This is a genomic window from Nonomuraea sp. NPDC049269, assembly GCF_043197155.1.
Taxonomy (GTDB): Bacteria; Actinomycetota; Actinomycetes; order Streptosporangiales; family Streptosporangiaceae; genus Nonomuraea.
In genome coordinates this window covers 210,369-226,241 of the sequence record NZ_JBICSO010000013.1, presented here as the reverse complement: position 1 = coordinate 226,241, position 15,873 = coordinate 210,369, and the positions used below count along the sequence as shown (strand labels likewise).

Sequence of the window (15,873 nt, the reverse complement as noted above, 5' to 3'; positions counted from 1 at the left end):
CCCCGCCCCCTCCCCACATCCTCGCCGACCGCCGCGCCCGCGCCCCCGGTCGCCCCCCCCCCCCCCCCCCCCCCCCCCACGACTATGTCCGCAACGCGGCGATCATTGGAACGCGTAGCACTCGACCTCGGCCCGGCGGAAAGACAGGTGCTTGGCCACGGAGTCGCGCACACAGGCGCGTTCGCCACTGCTCAGGTTCAACGTGCCGCACACGGTCACGCTGGAATAGGTCCGGCAATCCAGCATGGGGTCACGACTTCCCACGCGGTAGTTCGCCCTGACCGCGGTGCGGCACCTCAACCGTGCGTGCGAGGAGTCGGCATAACGGCATTGCCCGATCAGGACCTGATATTGGGACCTGCTCACCTCGTGCCGGTCGCTACCATCCCAGGTGGAGGCCATTCCGAACATGGGGATCAGCGACAATCCGGCGGCGGCGATGATGATTTTCATGGGCTTCCCTCCAACACACGTGAAGTACTGGCGGGGAGAAGTCGTAGTCCACATCAGCTACCCCTGTCAGGATACTTCAGTCGCAGGTCGTGGCCTGATGGTGGCTGGCTGTCGCGGGCCGGGTCCTCAGAGCGTGCGGGCGTTCCTGGCGACGCGGTCCCAGAAAGCGGGGAGGTCGGCACCCGGTTCGGCGGCGGCGGCCGGCCGATGGCCGCCCTGATCCTGCGTACGACCAGCTCCGCCGTACGTGCGGAAGCGATCGCCCGGTGCCGGGCCGGCTCGGCCGCCGCGTCGTCAGGTCAGAAGTACTTCGAGGTGAGGTCCGTCGTCGGCCAGGTGGTGATCTTGACGTTGTTCATCTGGTCGTCGATCACGTCGAAGTCCGGGGTCCCGGTCTCCTCGCGCCGGTTGAACACCGCCGCGTAGCTCCAGCCGTTCTGCAGCCGCGCCAGGTAGGAGAACGTGCCCGGCATCGAGCCGTTGTGCCAGGTGTTGAGGTGCCCGGTCACCTGCCTGACCCACCAGCCGCCGCCGTACCAGGCGCCGGAGGAGTTGACGCCGATCTCCGGCTTGGCGAACAGCTTGGCGATCGACGCCGAGCTCAGCACCGTGCCCGGCCTGTCGAAGGCCAGCGTCCACCGGACGAGGTCCACGGCCGAGGCCAGCCAGCCGCCGTTGGCGTCCTGGTTGGGCATGTTGAAGCCGCCGTACGGGTACGGCACGACGGTGCCCGACTCGTCCATGACCGTCTTGTTGGTGTACTGGGACTGGTAGATCACCTCGCCGGACGCGGCCTCGGTCCTGAGGCTCCTGCCGAGCCGCATCCGCGTGATGCCGAGCGGCTTGAGCAGCTTCGTCTTGACGTACGTCTCGTACGACAGGCCCGACACCTTCTCGATGATCCGGCCCAGCAGCATGTAGCCGTAGTTGCTGTAGACCATCTTCGACCCGGGGGCGAAGTCGAGCTGCCGGCCCGTGGCGTACTTGATGATGTCGGCGTGGCTGATCGGCAGCGGCACGTCCAGCGCGGCCGAGATCGTGTGGTCCAGCCAGAGCTGGTCCTGCTTGGAGGTGTCACGGTCCCAGCCGCCCAGGTGCTGCATCAGCCTGAGCACGGTGACCTGGTTCATCCGGGTGTCGGCCGGGGTGAGGCCGAGCAGCGTGGTCACCTTGGCGGAAAGGCTCAGCTTGCCGTCCTGCACCAGCCGCATGATGGCGGCGGAGGTGATGTTCTTGCTCAGGCTGGCGATGCGGAACAGCGACGTCGGTGTCACGGTGGGCAGCGCCTGGGCACCGGTGTTGTAGCGATAGCCGCGGGCCAGGACGATCTTGCCGCTCTTCATGACGGCCAACTGGGCGCAGGAGATCTCGCGTTCCTTCACGAAGGTCTTGATCACATTGTCGAACCCGGCCAACGACGCGGGAGCGGTCCCCGAGGTCTCCACCACTGGGACGGGCGCGGCGAGCGCCGGCCGAGCGGTCATCGCGGCGGCGGGTACGGCGACGGCCCCCGCCTTGAGCAGACTCCTGCGAGTGAGCATCGTCACTTCTGGCTCCTAGGTAACGTCCGTGCAAAGTAGGCGTCGTATCTTACGGACATGGAGAACCCGGCGCAGCCCGGGTCGCCGCTGGGAAGTTTTGCTCCCCTGTGGAGTGTTACGAGGTGGGGCGAGAGCCTCCTGAGGGCGTGAGGAAACTGATCGTCCGCTAAAATCGGTCCGTTCCAAAGAGACTTTTCGGATATTTCGCCATATAGGGCGATGTTGGAGGGTGTGGCATGACGACGGCTGCCCTGCAGACCGTGTTGACCGTTCCTGAGCGCTTCAGGGGGCCGGCGGGAGTCGCCAATGGCGGCTGGATAGCCGGGACCATGGCGGAGGCGATGGGCGGCAATCGATCAGCGGTCGAGGTCACGCTGCACGCGCCCACCCCTCTGGAGACCGACCTGTGCCTGGAGCACGTCGCCAACACGGTGTACCTCCACGAGGGTGACAGGCTCCTGGTCGAGGCCATCCCGGTGGCCGAGGACCTGACGGCGCCCGAGTTCGTGCCGTTCAACGACGCCGCCCGCGCCGAGGCCGGGTTCGCCGGCTGGCGGGGCCACGCCTTCCCCGAGTGCTTCGCCTGCGGGCTGCGCGAGCCGGGTGACGGGCTGCGGATCTTCCCGGGCCCGGTGGAGGGCACCGACCTGGTGGCCGCCGGGTGGGTGGTGCCGTACACGGTGGCCGATGAGGACGGCGTGCCCGCCTCCGTCGTGGGCGCGGCGCTCGACTGCATCACGGGCTGGGCCCACTTCCAGCCCGGCGAGTCGGCGCTGCTCGGGCGGCTGGCCGTACAGATCCATCGGCGGCTGTACGCGGGCGGGGCCTACTCCGTCGTGGCCCGCGCGACCGGCCGTGAGGGCCGCAAGCTGTTCGGCGAGAGCGCGATCTACGAGGTGGACGGCACGCTGGTGGCGGCCGCGCGCGCCACCTGGATCGCTCCACGCGAAGCGTGAGAAAGGCATGACGGCCCGGCACGGAATCGTGCCGGGCCGTCCGCCTGTTCAGCGGGAGCCGGACGTCAGCCGGTCGGCGACGATCGAGGCGCAGCGGTCGTCGAACATGATCGTGTAGTGGTTGCAGTCCGGGATCACCTCGTCGGCGAGGCCGGGCAGGCGCGCCGTCCACGTGGCCGCCAGCGCGTCGGGCAGCATGCCGGTGTCCTGGTCGAGCAGCCCGCGCGGCGCCCTGATCAGTGAGAGCGGCGCCCGGATCGCGGTCAGCGCCGCGCCGATGCGCTCCGACTCGGTGAACATCCAGCGCCCGTCCTCGCGCACCGCGTCACCGGCCACGCGCGAGCGCAGCGCGCCCTCGTCCCCGGTCAGGTCGTAACGCACGTACGCCTCGGCGTCGGCGGTCCAGCCGTGGCGGAAGGCCGGGTGCGCCTTGAAGAAGCCGACGTACGCCTCCGGTGACGGGAACGTCCGGCGCAGCCGCTCCACGGCCGGTCCCAGGGTGGCCTCCAGGACCGCGTCGGGATCGGCGCCCTCGGGCATGGGCAGCGGGAGCCCGCCGTCGACCAGCACCACCCGCGCGAACTCGCGTCCGGCGCCGGCCAGCGCCGCGATGTAGGCGCCCATGGAGTGCCCGGTCAGCACGGTCTCGGGTCCCGCGCCCACGTGGTCGGCCACGCGCAGCACGTCCTCGGCGTGCCTGGCCAGTCCGTACGGGCCGGGCAGCGTCGCGCTGTGCCCACGGCCCCGCAGGTCCATCGCCACCAGAGACCAGTCCCCGGGCAGCCGCCGCGCCACCGTGGCCCAGGCCATCAGCGAGCCGGTGATCCCGTGCACCGCGATGATCAGGCGCGATCCCGTGCCGAACGTGGCGACCCGCATGCCGTCGACCTCGTCGAGTCTCATAGCCGGATCTTATGGACAAACCTTCTGGTACGGCACTCCTGGCACGAAGCTTCGCCACTCCCCGGGGCTCAGCGACCGGCCGGCGCGGGCGCAGATCGCGGCCACCACCTTGCCCGGCTCGACCGGCTGCTCGCGCACGGTCCCCTCGTCGTCCAGGATGTTCACCCCCGAGCCGTCGGCGGTGAACGCCGGGCCGTACAGGTCGCCGTGGTCGGCGCCGTCGCCGAGCGTGCCCAGGTCCGCGCCGGCGGCCAGGTCGACGAGCCGTACCCGATGGTCGTGCGTGACCAGCGCGACCACGTCCTCGCGGGGTGACCTGGCCGCGACGTCCCCGCCCGCGAGCGGGCCGAGCGCGGCCTGGCGTACCCGCTGCCTGGTGGCGGTGTCGTAGATGCTCATCCGACCGCGGGAGTCCACGACCGCCAGCGACCTGCCGTCGTGGGTGAAGACCACGTCGGTGACGGTCGTGCCCTGGCCGGTGCCCCCGAACGGCTTGCCCAGCCGCCGGCCCGACGCCGCGTCGAACAGGTGCTGCTCGCCGGACCCCACCGCCAGCACCTTGCCGTCGGGAGAGAAGTCGGCGTCGTGCACCTCGCCCACCGTGGCCGACCACAGCTGGCGCTTCGACTTCCAGTCCCAGACGCTCACCGCGTAGCGGGTGGACACGCCCCCGTCGACGTAGCGCAGCCCGGTGGCCACTTTCGTGCCGTCGGGGCTGAAGGCCAGGAAGGAGGTCTCGTATTCCGCCAGGTCACCGCGGGGCGCCGCCTTCGCGAGCGTGCGCCGCGTGCCGGTGTCGAGGACCGTGAACCCGCTGATGCCGCCCACCGCGGCCAGCCGCCCGTCGGGGCTGATCGCCGCGGCCTCCGCCGGGTCGGAATCGGGCCTCTTCAGCACCGGGGCGCCGAGTGGCCCGCGCGGATCGGCGAGGGAGACCTGGTAGCCGTCCGCGGAGCTCAGGACCTGCCGCCCGCCGGGACCGAACTTCGCCCACGACCACGAGGGCGCCTGTTTCGGCGCGCGCGCCGCGAGGTCGCTCAGGTCCACGGTGAAGACGCGGTCCTCGCTGAGATAGCGCAGCGTGTGGCCGTCGAAGCCGACCTGAGGCAGTGGCACGGAATCGTCCTCCGTGCCACCGGGCAGCGTCAGCGTGGTGAGCAGCCGGTCGTACGCCCGCCAGACCTGGATGTTCTGCCCGCTCGCCGAGGCGAGCAGCCGCCCGTCGGCGCTGAAGGTCACCTCGCCGCCGTTCCAGCTGTCCGTCTCGTTCCCGAGGGTCGCCGCCGGTCCGCCCGCGCGGTCCGTGATCCGCAGTTTTCCGCCCACCCGCCGCACCGTCGACCTGCCGTCGGGTGAGACGACCGGGTGCGCGGTGAGTGGGTCCTTCGTCCGGGTGCCGGTCCGCAGGTCCCAGGTGTATTCGTGCTGGTCGAGGCGGATCAGCGCGTAGCGGTCGGTCGTCCCGTACCGGACGCCGACCGGTGTGCCCGTGTCGTCGCCCACGTCATGGCCGAACGTCCACATCCCGATGGTCTTGCCGGTACGCAGGTCCCAGACCCGCACCCGCTTGCCGGTGGCGACCAGCAGGTTCTGGCCGGTGGGGGAGAGGGCGGCGGCCAGGGGCCGCTCGCCCGCCATGCCCAGCCGGGCGATGCCGCCGGTCCGTCCGCCGGTGCGTACGTCCCACAGCCGCACCGCGCCGTCGCTCACGCTGGCCAGCGTCCTGCCGCCGCCGCTCAGCAGCCGCAGCGCGTCACCGGAGGCGACGGGATCCTTGAACACGGCGACCTCGCGCTGCGCCAGTGAAGCGGTCAGCGCGGCCCTGGTCTGCGGGGTCCGGTCCAGCCGCCAGGCGGCCACGCTCAGCAGCATCGCCGCCCTCGGGTCGCTCTTGCGCAGCGTGCCCGCGAACTGCGCCAGCCGCGCCGCCTCCGCCTGGTCGCGCTGCGCGGCGATCCGGTCGGCCCGCTCATCGGCGACCGCGCTCTGCTGGACGGCCACGCCGGTCGCCACCAGCGAGATCAGCAGCAGGGCCGCCAGGCTGACGGAGACGAGCCTGGTCCGCCTGCTCCTGCGCCTGGACAGATCGGCGCCCGCGTCGAGGAAGTCGCGTTCGGCGGTGGACAGGGTGATGTTCCGGCGGGCCGTGGCCGCCCACCGCAGCGCGTTCTCCAGGCTGCTGCCCTGGAACAGGTCGCCGTCCCGGCGCCCGGCCCGGTTCCACCGCTGCGCGGCGCTCAGGATCTCCCTGTGGACGGCCAGGCCGTCCCGGTTGGCGTCGACCCAGCGGCGAAAGCGCGGCCAGGCGAGTGGCAGGGCGGGGCGGGCCAGCCAGACCTCCTCGCCTTCCTTGGACAGCAGGTAGCCGAACACCTCCAGGATCCGGGTGACCGACGAGACCTCGGGCAGCGGCCGGCCCTCGACGAGCTCGGCCAGCTGGGCCCGCCGTACCACGAGGCCACCCTGTTCGCTCAGCGTGACCAGCCGGAGGAAGACCTCGGGCGCGAGTTCGCGCTCGTCCGGGGCGAGCAGCGCGAACGCCTCCTCGGCCAGGGTGCCCAGCGCGGGATCGTGGGCGGGGACGCCCGCCCGCGCGGCCTCCTTGCCGCCTGCGGCGAGCAACAGGCCGGTGTCGAGGCCGCCTTCCGCGCTCACCAGGGCCAGCAGCAGCTCGCGAGCGGACGGGCGCTCCAGCGGGTCCTTGCTGAGCGCCGCGGCCACCAGCGGCCGCAGCGTCGCGGGCAGCGCGCTCAGGTCGGGACGGGCCGACAGCACCCGGTGCATGACCGCGCCCAGGTTCTCGGCCTCGAACGGGTCGGCGCCGGTGGCCGCGTACACCATGATCGCGCCCCAGGCGAACACGTCGGCGGGCGTCCCGGCCCGCTGCCCGCCGAACACCTCGGGCGCCATGTACGTGGGCGTGCCCGTCACCATGCCCGTCGCGGTGAGCGACATCTCCGCGGTCCGCGCGATGCCGAAGTCGATCACTCGCGGGCCGTCCGGGCCGAGCAGCACGTTGTCGGGTTTCAGATCGCGGTGGATCACGCCGGCGTCGTGGATGGCGGTCAGCGCGGTGGCCACGGCCGTGGCGAGCCGGTGCAGGTCGCCGCCGCCGAAGCGGCGTCCCTCCATGACGGCCTTGCGCAGGCTGGGGCCCTGGACGTACTCGCTGACGATGTACGGCCTGGGCCCCTCCAGCTCGGCCTCCAGGACGCTGGCGGTGCAGAACCCGGCCACCCGCCGTGCCGCGGCCGCCTCCCTGGCCAGTTGCGCCGGCTGGTCGCCGTACAGCACCTTGATCGCCACGCGGCGGCCGTCCTCGGCGTAGCCCTCGTAGACCACGCCCTGGCCGCCCGTGCCGAGACGTCCGGCCAGCCAGTAACCGCCCAGCCGCTGAGGGTCTCCGTCGATCAGTTCGCTCACGGGCTGTTTGATGCGAATGGTGTGGTGAAAGTTTTGGGCGGATAAATTACTCCTTATGCGCATCACGGTTATCGAGCATGAGGCGGACGCGCCGCTCGGCTACTTGGGCGGCTGGCTGGGGCCGGTCTGCGACGTCGTCCGTCCGTACTTGGGCGAGGAGGTTCCCGAGCGGGCCGCCGGCGGGCTGATCGTGCTCGGCGGGGAGTCGGCCGCGTGGGAGGACGAGCGCTGCCCGTGGCTGCCCGCCACCCGTGACCTGCTGGCCCGCTCCGTCGAGGAGGGGACGCCCACGCTGGCCATCTGCCTCGGCGCGCAGCTGATGACCCTGGCCTGCGGCGGCACGGTGGAGCGGGGCGGCGCCGGGCTGGAGGTGGGCCTCTGCGAGGTGGCCGCGCTGCCCGCCGCGGCCGCCGATCCGCTGCTGTCGGGTGCCGGCACGGCCGTGGCCGTCCAGTACCACCAGGACGTGATGGCCCGGCTGCCTGAGGGGGCGGTGCCGCTGATGACCGGTGAGCGGTACCCGAACCAGGCGTACCGGCTCGGCGAGGCGGCCTGGGCGGTGCAGTTCCACCCGGAGGCCACGCCGGAGATCTTCGCCTCGTGGACCACGGCCTCGGGCCTCGACTCGGCCCGCGAGCTCAACGCGGCGGTCGCCGCGGCCGAGGAGGCGCTGGTCGCCACCTGGCGGCCGATGGCGGAGGCGTTCGGGCGCGTGGTCCTGGATCGTGATCGGGAGCCGATTCAGGGGATGCACTAGGTCCTTCCCTGACGCGATCGGCTCCCGGGCCGTCCTACGCTGCCTCATCGATCGAGGGGGGTAGGACGGTCATGAAACGACGCACGGCAGTGCGCGCGGCCCTGGCGGTGTGCGCGACGATCGGTCTGACCTTGGCGGGGCCGGTGGCGGACGCGGCGGCGCGTTCGGCCCCGCAGGTCGTCAGGGTCTCGGCGCAGACCGGCAAGGACTCCGCGAAAGCGAAATCGGCCCGCGCCCGCTGCCCGCACGGAACGCGGGTGATCAGCGGCGGCGCCTCCATCGAGGGGGGTACGGCGGGGCAGGCGCCGAACGCCACCGCGCAGGTGGTGCTCACCCGGCTGGAGCCGGTGGCCCACGGCTCCGGGCATTACTTCGAGGCCGCCGCGCACGAGGACTTCAACGGCTTCGGCGGACAGTGGCGGCTGAAGGTGTACGCGGTGTGCGGGAAACTTCCCGGGCTCGTCTATCTCAGGCAGCCAGGAACGCCGGGCTCGCCGCCCAGCGACGCGCAGACCGTCAACTGCCCGGCGGGCAAGGTCGCGCTGGGCACCGGTGGCCGGATCGACGGCGGCGACGGGAAGGTCTTCCTGACGGAGATCGGCCTCCAGGACGCCTTCACCTTCGCCAACGCCTACGAGGCCGAGGGCGGGTTCGCGGGAAGGTGGCGGGTGACGGCCTTCGCCGTGTGCGGTGACCAGCCGCCGGGCTACGCGGTGGAGATGCCCGCCCAGCTCCAGGGCAACTCCGCCAGCCCCAAGAGCTCCCTCGTCGCCTGCCCGAACCCCGCCCAGCGCATCGTCGGAACGGGCGTCGGCAACGGCGGCCAGCAGAACCAGGTCATCCCGACGGCCGTCTTCCCGTCGGCCGCGCTGAACGAGGCGACCACGCGGGCGGCCGAGGACGAGACCGGCCTGGCCGGCCCCTGGGACACGGACCAGTTCCTGGTCTGCGTCGACTGACACGCCGGGCGCCGGGCGCGCTTCCGGCGGCCGCGCGGCACGCGGTGCTCGGCGGGTTACCGGCGGCGGGCGCGGGGCGGGGTGAGTGATCGGACGCGCTGTTCGGTGAGCGCGTGGGCGAGTGCGTGGACGCCGCCCAGGACGAGCGGCAGGGCGGCCAGCCCGGCCAGGGCCGACCGGCCGCTCGCCGCCGGCACGCCGGCCGCCCTGAGCCGCCGCCACGCCCACACCGTGAACGGGATCACCACCACCGGCGCCGTCACCACGCCAGGCGTGTAGCCACGCGCGACCGCCGACTGCGCCAGATGGCCCACCCCATGCAGGCCGAACCCGGCCAGCACCGCCTGGAACACCGGGCTACGCCCTCCGGTGCGCGCCCCCGCGGCCGACGCCCCGGCCATGACGCCGCCCATCAGCCCGATCGCCACGGTGACCTGCCGCTGCGACAGCTCCAGCCGCCGCCACGGAACACGCGGGTAGCGCCGCTCCAGCTCCGGCCGGGCCTCGCGGGTCCAGCGGGCCATCGTGGCCAGCTCCTCCGCGTCGTGCACCGCCCAGGCCGCGAGCAGACCCCACGTCACCGCCGCCGGCACGCCGTCCATCCAGGAACCTCCCTGCCCAAAATGCAACGCAACGTTGCGTTTAACTTTAGGCTCTGGAACCAGAGGGCTGTCAAGATGGGGGTGTGCCAAGGATCGAGTCCACCGCCGCCCGCCTGGCAAAGCTCGGCTTCGCCGACGGCGCACGGGCCGCGACCCTGGTACGACAGTCGGGGACCGAGCTGGACGACCTGCTCAAAGGACTGGTAGCCGTGGCCGACCCCGATCTGGCGCTCGCCTCCCTGACCCGGCTCGCCGAGCGCGAGCCCACCGTGCTCGACACCCTGCGCGCGGACGAAGACCTCCAGGCCCGGGTGCTCGCGGTGCTCGGGGTGAGCGCCGCGTTGGGGGAGCATCTCGTACGCCATCCCGAGCAGCTCGGGCTGATGGCCGTGCCCGAGCTCGGAGACGCGCGGACGGAGCTGCTGCGCGCGGTCGGCGCCGAGCCGGAGGAGGACGAGCCGCGCGCGTCGGATCCCGACGCGCTGGTGACGCTGCGGGTCGCCTACCGCGGGCGGCTGCTGCATCTGGCCGCCCGGGACCTCACCGGGCAGATCGGGCTGCCCGACGTCACCGCCGAGCTGTCCGACCTCGCGGGCGCGGCGCTGGAGGCCGCGCTGGCCATCGCGCGGGCCGAGGTCGACGCGAGTGACGTACGGCTGGCGGTGGTCGGCATGGGCAAGCAGGGCGCCAGGGAGCTCAACTACATCAGCGACGTTGACGTGATCTTCGTGGCCGAGCCGCGCGAGGGCGCCGACGAGACGGCGGCCCTGCGCGGCGCCACCCGGCTGGCCCAGGCCATGATGCGGGCCTGCACCACGACCACCCCGGAGGGCTCGCTGTGGGAGGTCGACGCCGGGCTGCGGCCGGAAGGCCGGGCGGGACCGCTGGTACGCACGCTGGGCAGCCATCTGGCCTACTACCGGCGCTGGGCCAAGACCTGGGAGTTCCAGGCGCTGCTCAAGGCGCGGCCGGTGGCGGGCGACCTCGCGCTGGGCGCGGCCTACGTCGAGGCGGTCAACGAGTTCGTCTGGTCGGCGGCGACCCGGGAGCACTTCGTCGAGGACGTGCAGGCCATGCGCCGCCGCGTCGAGTCCCACGTACGGGCCGAGGGCGAGCGCCAGATCAAGCTGGGCCCCGGCGGGCTGCGTGACATCGAGTTCGCGGTGCAGTTGCTGCAGCTCGTGCACGGGCGGCTCGATCCGCTGCTGCGGCGCAAGGCCACGCTGCCCGCCCTGGCCGCGCTCTCCCGCGGCGGCTACGTGGGGCGCGAGGACTCGCGCGGGCTGGCCGAGGCGTACACGTTCCTGCGCCAGGTGGAGCACCTGCTGCAACTGCACCGGCTGCGCCGTACGCACATCCTGCCGTCGGACCCCGACGACCTGCGCAGGCTGGGCCGCGCGCTCGGCATGCACGCCGACCCGGTGGGGGAGTTCACCGCCAGGTGGCGGCGCCACGCGCGGGAGGCGCGGCGGCTGCACGAGAAGCTGTTCTACCGGCCGCTGCTGCAGGCGGTGGCCCGGCTGCCCGAGTCGGAGGCCCGGCTGTCCACCACGGCGGCGGCCGCCCGGCTGGAGGCGCTCGGCTACGTCGACCCCAACGGCGCCCTGCGCCACATCGCCGCCCTGACCACGGGCGTCTCGCGGCGGGCGGCGATCCAGCGGACGCTGCTGCCGGTCATGCTCGGCTGGTTCGCCGACGCGCCCGACCCGGACGCGGGGCTGCTCGGGTTCCGCCAGGTGAGCGACAAGCTCGGTGCCACGCCGTGGTACCTACGGCTGCTGCGCGATGAGACGGCCGTGGCGGCGCGGATGGCGCGGATGCTCGGCACCAGCCGCTACGCGACCGGCCTGCTCCTGAACGCGCCCGACGCCGTCGGGCTGCTGGGCTCCGACGAGGGCCTGTCCCCGCGCCCGCCGGACGCGCTGCTGAAGGAGGCGTCGGCCGCCGTGTCGAGACACGGGACCGACATGGAGTCGGCGGTGGCGGCGGTGCGCGCGCTGCGGCGGCGGGAGCTGTTCCGTACGGCCGTAGCCGACATTTCCGGACTTATGAGCATTGAGCACGTCGGGGTGGCGCTGTCGTCGCTGAACGACGTGACCATTCAGGCCGCGCTGGACGTGGCGATCGGCAAGGTCGAGGTAGAGCGGCGGGCGGAGCTGCCGACCAGGTTCGCGGTGATCGCCATGGGACGGCTCGGCGGCATGGAGTCCTCCTACGCCAGCGACGCCGACGTGATGTTCGTGCACTCGCCCGTGCCCGGCGCCACCGAACGCGACGCCACCGACGCCGCGTACGCGGTCGCCAACGAGCTGCGCCGGCTGCTCGCCCTGCCCGCCCCCGACCCGCCGCTGCTCATCGACCCCGACCTGCGCCCCGAGGGCAGGCAGGGCCCGCTCGTCCGTACGCTGGCCTCCTACCGCGCCTACTACGCGCGCTGGTCGTCTCCGTGGGAGGCGCAGGCGCTGCTGCGGGCCCGCTTCTCCGCCGGTGACGCCGCGCTCGGCGCCGAGTTCATCTCCATGATCGACGAGCTGCGTTATCCGCCTGACGGCCTGCCCGACGACGTCGTACGCGAGATCAGGCGGATCAAGGCCCGCATGGAGGCCGAACGGCTGCCGCGCGGCGCCGACCCCGCCCTGCACACCAAACTGGGCCCCGGCGGCCTGTCGGACGTCGAGTGGGTGGCGCAACTGCTGCAGCTCCGCTTCGCGGCCGGGCACCCCGCGCTGCGGACCACCCGTACCTTGGAGGCGCTGCGGGCGGCCGAGGCGGAGGATCTGCTCGCGCGCGCCGATGAGGCGGTGCTGGCGGAGGCCTGGCGCTTCGCCTCCCGCATCAGGGACGCGGTCATGCTGGTCAAGGGCCGACCCGGCGACAGCGTCCCGGCCGACGTCAGGGAGCGCAGGCTCATCGCTCGCATGCTCGGCTACGCTCCCGACGGCTCGGAGGACTTCCTCGACGACTACCGCCGGGTGACCCGCCGCGCCCGCCAGGTGGTCCACCGGGTCTTCTACGACTCCTGACCCCGGCTGTCACAGCTTGGCTACAAGCCGTGCGGACGGTGCCTCGCGGGTGTATCAAGGCGCGGGGTGATCGATTGTGCTTTCCATCTACGTTGACCTGGCCTTAGGTCTGGTGCTCGCGTTCCTCATGCTTTCGCTGCTGGTGAGCGGGCTGAACGAGGCTTTCGTACGGCTGCTCGGCATCCGCAGCAAGTTCCTGTGGGCCTACCTCCGTGACACCATGGACGGCAGCGACGCGCAGGGAAAGTCCTGGCTGCCCGCCAAGGTGGCGGACGTGTTCGCGTCGTTGCCGTTCGTCCGCGATCCACGGCCGGTCCACAGCGACCAGCCGGCCCCGGTCGAGGCGGCGCAGGCGCCCGAGCACGAGACCAAGGCCGAAGACGCCATGACGAAACTCCTCTACCAGCGGGTCCAGGAGATCGACCACCCGAAGAGGGGCCGCACCAGCATCGCCAACATCCCGCCGGAACGCTTCGCGGTGGCGCTGATGGAGATGGCGGCCGTCGAGAAGGACGGCGTCGAGGGGCTGCTGGCCAAGCTCAAGGCGATGGGCAGCCCGCTGCACGGCCATCTCAAGGGCGTGTGGGACTCCGCGCAGCGCGACATGGACCGCTTCCGGCAGGGCGTGGAGACCTGGTTCGACGGCGAGATGCAGCGGCTGTCGATGCTCTACAAGCGCTACGTCAAGTGGGTCGTCGCCCTGCTCGGCGTCGTGGTGGTGCTGCTGTTCACGATGGACGGGCTCGAATACGGCAAGACCCTGCTGCGCGACAACGCCTTCCGCGCCTCGGTCACGGCCGTGTCCGAGGCGGGGCCCGACGCCTACAGCGAGCTCAAGGCGCAGTGCGCGCAGTCGAACCCGGTGCCCTGCATCACCGACACGCTGAGCCAGCCCGCGCTGGTCAAGGTGTTCGACCACGCGATCGTCAACGTCGTGATCCCGGCCGAGGGCGAGCCGAGCGTCAACTGGAACGGCCGCATGTGGTGGGACCGCCTCACCACGCTCAGCCACTGGCCCGGTTATCTGCTGACGTTCGTGGCGCTGCTGTTCGGCGCGTCGTTCTGGTGGGACCTGCTCCGCCGCCTCACCGGCATCCGCGGCCGGCGTTAGATCTGGGTTAGTGTTCATCGGATGGAGACAGAACGGCTCATCATGCGCAGATGGCGCGACGAAGACCGGGATCCATTCGCGGCGATGAACGCCGACGCCGAGGTGATGGAGCACTTCCCAGCCCTGTTGAGCAGGGAGCAGAGCGACACCTTCGTCGACCGGATCGAGGAGGGCTTCGAGGCTCACGGCTACGGGCTCTGGGCGCTGGAGGTGCGCGAGAGCGGCGCGTTCATCGGGTTCACCGGGCTGGTCCTGCAGACGTTCGAGGCGCCGTTCACGCCGGCCGTCGAGGTCGGCTGGCGGCTGGCGAAGGTGGCCTGGGGGCACGGGTACGCGATCGAGGCGGCCAGGCGGGCCGTACGGTACGGGTTCGAAGAGGCGGGGCTGGACGAGATCGTCTCCATGACGACCGTGCGGAACACCCGCTCACGCAAGGTCATGGAACGCCTGGGCATGACCCGCGACATAGCCGACGACTTCTACTTCCCGGGCATCGCGGAGGACAACCCGCTCCGCCCGCACGTCCTGTACCGGCTCAAGCGAGGTCAGGCGCTCGGCCCTCGTTAGTGTTCAGTGCGCCCTCGATGCTTGCCACCTTCGGTGGCGTAGCCGGCGGCGTTCACGATGTTATTTAGGAATGGTCGTTCTTGACCATTCGTTCCTTAACGCGTATGGTCGGCACATGGGACGGCCGAGAGGGTTCGACGAAACCGAGGTGATCCGGGCGGCGGCGGCGCTGTTCGCGGACCGGGCCTACGACGGGGTCTCCGTCGACGACCTGGTCACCCACCTCGGCGTACACCGCAACAGCCTGTATAAGACCTTCGGCAGCAAGCGGGGGCTGTACCTGGCCGCACTGCGATGGCACGTGGAGCACCAGGTGCGCCCGCTGGTCTCCGCGGTCGGCGCGGCCGGCGACCTCGCCGAGGCGGTGCGCGGCACGCTGGCCGTACACGACGACGGAGGCGCACTGGACCTCCTGCTGATGGCGGCGGCCGAACGAGCACCCGTGGATCAGGAGGTCCGCACCGAGGTCAGCGCCGCCTTGGACGCTCTCGACCAGGCCATCGGCACCGTCCTGACCGGCGCCGCACCCGGCCGCGCCGCCGAGCCGTCGCCGGCGCTGGCCGAGGCGCTCACCGCGGCGCTGATCGGGCTCCGGCTACGCGCCAGAGCCACCACCGCCGCCACCGAATCCGACCGTGCGGCGGCGGCTCTGGTGCGACGCCTCGCCCCGGATGACCTCGACAGTTCACCCACCATCTAAGGAGTACTGACATGGCGTACTTGCACGTCGACGGCGACACGCTGGTCGTGGAGATCGAAGGACTCGACAAGCTCTGGGCGCTGAAGAGCCGCCTGACGATCCCGCTGGCCAACATCCGCGGCGCGACCGCCGACCCCGGCATGATCAAAAGTCCCAAGGGCATCCGCGCACCCGGCGCCCACATCCCCGGAGTGATCACCGCGGGCACCTTCCATCTCGACGGCGAGCGCGTCTTCTGGGACGTCCACGACGCGGCCAAAGCCGTCGTCATCGAACTGGCCGACGAACGCTACACCCGCCTGGTCGTCGAGGTCGACGACCCCCGCGCCACCGTCGACCTCGTGGAGAGGCACATCACCCGCGCATGAGCGGCCCGCCGCCATGACCCCGACCCTGTATCGCGCAGCTCAGCGGCCGGTTCCTCGCCCGCTCATAGGGCTCGGGAGCTGTCCTGCGCGGCTACTGGGCGGTCGTGCCATCGCGCGCCTCGATCACGGCGGCCATGAACTCCTGGAAACGCGCGAAGTGCTGCTGATCCATCTTCAGCGGCACCCCGTTGACGATCCGGCCGTCGTACCTGGTGCCGATCGTGACCTTGAAGCCGTCCCGGTGTGGTTTCGCGTCCACTCCGAGGAACGCCACGTGGTATCGCTTGGCCTCCGCCAGACAGTGGAAGACATCTAAGGTCCTGCCGTCGTGCACCAGGATGTACTCGCCGATCGCGAACTCCGCTGCCATGGCTTCCCGTTCATGCCGCTTGATGTGCCGGGTGTCAGCGTCATCCCGGGGCACACGTCATGAAGGGAGACTCCTCCCCATTACACCGCAGGAACCAGTCGGCGGCGCACGTCCACTTGTTCGCCTCCGCCGTGCTGCAC

14 protein-coding genes are annotated in these 15,873 nt (G+C 71.6%); 8 read left to right on the top strand and 6 right to left on the bottom strand.

Going from position 1 to position 15,873, the window contains the following annotated elements; translation table 11 throughout:
• Positions 1-102 precede the first annotated feature (102 nt).
• Positions 103-453 (bottom strand): hypothetical protein, encoded by a 351-nt coding sequence (locus ACGFNP_RS55065; RefSeq protein ID WP_358318280.1) that lies wholly within the window; start codon positions 451-453, stop codon positions 103-105.
• Positions 454-752: 299 nt separating this feature from the next.
• Complete coding sequence (locus tag ACGFNP_RS55060; protein WP_393332572.1) at positions 753-1,994, bottom strand: serine hydrolase domain-containing protein; 1,242 nt, start codon at positions 1,992-1,994, stop codon at positions 753-755.
• Positions 1,995-2,230: 236 nt separating this feature from the next.
• Here ACGFNP_RS55060 and ACGFNP_RS55055 point away from each other — a divergent pair, with 236 nt between their 5' ends.
• Positions 2,231-2,950 (top strand): hypothetical protein, encoded by a 720-nt coding sequence (locus ACGFNP_RS55055; RefSeq protein WP_358318281.1) that lies wholly within the window; start codon positions 2,231-2,233, stop codon positions 2,948-2,950.
• A gap of 48 nt (positions 2,951-2,998) precedes the next feature.
• Here the strand turns inward: ACGFNP_RS55055 and ACGFNP_RS55050 are convergent, their stop codons facing one another.
• Both ACGFNP_RS55050 and ACGFNP_RS55045 read right to left on the bottom strand, forming a co-directional pair.
• Positions 2,999-3,853, bottom strand: coding sequence for an alpha/beta fold hydrolase (locus ACGFNP_RS55050; protein ID WP_358318282.1), 855 nt, complete (start codon positions 3,851-3,853; stop codon positions 2,999-3,001).
• Between the two features lie 9 nt (positions 3,854-3,862).
• Positions 3,863-7,276 carry a protein kinase gene (locus ACGFNP_RS55045; RefSeq protein WP_393332269.1) on the bottom strand — a complete coding sequence of 1,138 codons (3,414 nt, stop codon included), beginning with the start codon at positions 7,274-7,276 and terminating at the stop codon, positions 3,863-3,865.
• Positions 7,277-7,331: 55 nt separating this feature from the next.
• On the opposite strand from ACGFNP_RS55045, the gene ACGFNP_RS55040 reads away from it, so the two are divergent.
• Together ACGFNP_RS55040 and ACGFNP_RS55035 are read left to right on the top strand one after the other, a co-directional pair.
• A complete protein-coding gene (locus tag ACGFNP_RS55040) occupies positions 7,332-8,033 on the top strand; it encodes a type 1 glutamine amidotransferase (protein WP_358318284.1) in 702 nt (233 codons plus the stop codon).
• A 71-nt stretch (positions 8,034-8,104) separates the two neighbouring features.
• On the top strand, positions 8,105-8,992 hold the full coding sequence (locus tag ACGFNP_RS55035; protein ID WP_358318285.1) for a hypothetical protein: 888 nt from the start codon (positions 8,105-8,107) through the stop codon (positions 8,990-8,992).
• A gap of 56 nt (positions 8,993-9,048) precedes the next feature.
• Here the strand turns inward: ACGFNP_RS55035 and ACGFNP_RS55030 are convergent, their stop codons facing one another.
• The gene (locus tag ACGFNP_RS55030; protein ID WP_358318286.1) at positions 9,049-9,594 is read right to left on the bottom strand and encodes an HXXEE domain-containing protein; all 546 of its coding nucleotides are present in this window, start codon (positions 9,592-9,594) and stop codon (positions 9,049-9,051) included.
• 83 nt (positions 9,595-9,677) lie between these two features.
• Here ACGFNP_RS55030 and ACGFNP_RS55025 point away from each other — a divergent pair, with 83 nt between their 5' ends.
• The 5 genes from ACGFNP_RS55025 to ACGFNP_RS55005 all read left to right on the top strand — a co-directional run bounded on the left by ACGFNP_RS55025 (position 9,678) and on the right by ACGFNP_RS55005 (position 15,363).
• Positions 9,678-12,617 (top strand): bifunctional [glutamine synthetase] adenylyltransferase/[glutamine synthetase]-adenylyl-L-tyrosine phosphorylase, encoded by a 2,940-nt coding sequence (locus ACGFNP_RS55025; RefSeq protein ID WP_393332264.1) that lies wholly within the window; start codon positions 9,678-9,680, stop codon positions 12,615-12,617.
• A gap of 76 nt (positions 12,618-12,693) precedes the next feature.
• On the top strand, positions 12,694-13,728 hold the full coding sequence (locus ACGFNP_RS55020) for a hypothetical protein (protein WP_393332261.1): 1,035 nt from the start codon (positions 12,694-12,696) through the stop codon (positions 13,726-13,728).
• Between the two features lie 21 nt (positions 13,729-13,749).
• A complete protein-coding gene (locus ACGFNP_RS55015) occupies positions 13,750-14,295 on the top strand; it encodes a GNAT family N-acetyltransferase (RefSeq protein ID WP_393332258.1) in 546 nt (181 codons plus the stop codon).
• 115 nt (positions 14,296-14,410) lie between these two features.
• Positions 14,411-14,995 carry a TetR/AcrR family transcriptional regulator gene (locus ACGFNP_RS55010; RefSeq protein ID WP_358318290.1) on the top strand — a complete coding sequence of 195 codons (585 nt, stop codon included), beginning with the start codon at positions 14,411-14,413 and terminating at the stop codon, positions 14,993-14,995.
• Positions 14,996-15,006: 11 nt separating this feature from the next.
• Positions 15,007-15,363, top strand: coding sequence for a hypothetical protein (locus ACGFNP_RS55005; protein WP_393332254.1), 357 nt, complete (start codon positions 15,007-15,009; stop codon positions 15,361-15,363).
• Positions 15,364-15,454: 91 nt separating this feature from the next.
• On the opposite strand, the gene ACGFNP_RS55000 is transcribed toward ACGFNP_RS55005, so the two are convergent.
• The gene (locus tag ACGFNP_RS55000) at positions 15,455-15,733 is read right to left on the bottom strand and encodes a hypothetical protein (RefSeq protein WP_358318293.1); all 279 of its coding nucleotides are present in this window, start codon (positions 15,731-15,733) and stop codon (positions 15,455-15,457) included.
• Between the last annotated feature and the right edge of the window lie 140 nt (positions 15,734-15,873).

What these genes read in the sequence shown, in the direction of transcription:
- ACGFNP_RS55010 (WP_358318290.1), top strand. Translation starts at nt 14,411, where the DNA reads ATGGGACGGCCGAGAGGGTTCGACGAAACCGAGGTGATCCGGGCGGCG.
- ACGFNP_RS55060 (WP_393332572.1), bottom strand. Translation starts at nt 1,994, where the DNA reads ATGCTCACTCGCAGGAGTCTGCTCAAGGCGGGGGCCGTCGCCGTACCC.
- ACGFNP_RS55015 (WP_393332258.1), top strand. Translation starts at nt 13,750, where the DNA reads ATGGAGACAGAACGGCTCATCATGCGCAGATGGCGCGACGAAGACCGG.
- ACGFNP_RS55050 (WP_358318282.1), bottom strand. Translation starts at nt 3,853, where the DNA reads ATGAGACTCGACGAGGTCGACGGCATGCGGGTCGCCACGTTCGGCACG.
- ACGFNP_RS55065 (WP_358318280.1), bottom strand. Translation starts at nt 453, where the DNA reads ATGAAAATCATCATCGCCGCCGCCGGATTGTCGCTGATCCCCATGTTC.
- ACGFNP_RS55030 (WP_358318286.1), bottom strand. Translation starts at nt 9,594, where the DNA reads ATGGACGGCGTGCCGGCGGCGGTGACGTGGGGTCTGCTCGCGGCCTGG.
- ACGFNP_RS55005 (WP_393332254.1), top strand. Translation starts at nt 15,007, where the DNA reads ATGGCGTACTTGCACGTCGACGGCGACACGCTGGTCGTGGAGATCGAA.
- ACGFNP_RS55000 (WP_358318293.1), bottom strand. Translation starts at nt 15,733, where the DNA reads ATGGCAGCGGAGTTCGCGATCGGCGAGTACATCCTGGTGCACGACGGC.
- ACGFNP_RS55055 (WP_358318281.1), top strand. Translation starts at nt 2,231, where the DNA reads ATGACGACGGCTGCCCTGCAGACCGTGTTGACCGTTCCTGAGCGCTTC.
- ACGFNP_RS55035 (WP_358318285.1), top strand. Translation starts at nt 8,105, where the DNA reads ATGAAACGACGCACGGCAGTGCGCGCGGCCCTGGCGGTGTGCGCGACG.
- ACGFNP_RS55040 (WP_358318284.1), top strand. Translation starts at nt 7,332, where the DNA reads ATGCGCATCACGGTTATCGAGCATGAGGCGGACGCGCCGCTCGGCTAC.